The sequence below is a fragment of the Bacteroides sp. HMSC067B03 genome (assembly GCF_001811315.1).
In the GTDB taxonomy this organism is placed as follows: domain Bacteria; phylum Bacteroidota; class Bacteroidia; order Bacteroidales; family Bacteroidaceae; genus Bacteroides; species Bacteroides faecis.
On the sequence record NZ_KV804469.1, the window covers coordinates 1,397 to 2,205 of the forward strand.

At 38.6% G+C, this 809-nt stretch carries 1 protein-coding gene and 1 pseudogene; one reads left to right on the forward strand and one right to left on the reverse strand.

From position 1 onward, the window contains the following. Positions 1-165: 165 nt before the first annotated feature. Positions 166-348 (forward strand): hypothetical protein, encoded by a 183-nt coding sequence (locus HMPREF2794_RS23915; protein WP_008766313.1) that lies wholly within the window; start codon positions 166-168, stop codon positions 346-348. Between the two features lie 51 nt (positions 349-399). On the opposite strand, the pseudogene HMPREF2794_RS23920 reads toward HMPREF2794_RS23915, so the two are convergent. Next, positions 400-809: pseudogene (locus HMPREF2794_RS23920) on the reverse strand (radical SAM protein); the annotation flags it as partial.

The window sequence follows — 809 nt, forward strand, 5'->3', positions numbered from 1 at the left end:
ATATATTGAAATGTGTGCCCAAAAGGCAAGGGAGGAAGCTCAAGAGACATTAAAACATTCTCTTCGTCCGTTTGAAGAGGTAAAAGCATCTTTTGTACCTACCAATATGAGCCGTGATGAGTTCAACAGAATTTTAAGATTAATGGAAAAAGAATAACTGGAAACATGAAACGATTTAATACCCAAACAAGGTTTGTCCCCCTAAAGATAGATGAAGACTTTAATGTGGGACATATTCAATCGAAAGACGGAAAAGTAAAAGACTTTAAAACGCGCAAGGCAGTTGAGAAGTATTGCAAAGAAAATCATTGCATTTATTGCGAAGAAAAATACATATTCTACAAATGATTGTCTGCCCGAAAAAAGCCGCGCAAAGATTTTTTCCTGCGCGGCTTAATTTTATATTCTCAAATTACAGCAATCATCCGGACTGCAGTTTACATTCTCTTTCCAATACTGAAAATGACTGTCCACATCCTCACAAACCGAAATCTCCCTGAACCCTGAAATCTTATTTAGATATTCGATTTTTCGCTCCAGCTGCAGATGATTGTACCCTGCATGCTTCAGGGTGTATTCGGAATAGTCAATATCCAACCATTGCTTCACCCACGTGTTTATCCGTAAAAATTCCACCAGAATTTTATCACATTTGATACTGTTCAGAACCCTAAAATCAATAAATTGCGGGATAAATGGGGATAATCTGACAGCCACATCAAACCCTTGTTCCTGCGGCTTCTCAATAGCTTTAATCCGTGCGGATGGCAGACATGCCTTTTCAAATGTACGTGAAAGTGTGTCATCCG

Bases quoted from the DNA above. Each gene is read 5' to 3' on its own strand.
- HMPREF2794_RS23915 (WP_008766313.1), top strand. From the start codon at position 166: ATGAAACGATTTAATACCCAAACAAGGTTTGTCCCCCTAAAGATAGAT.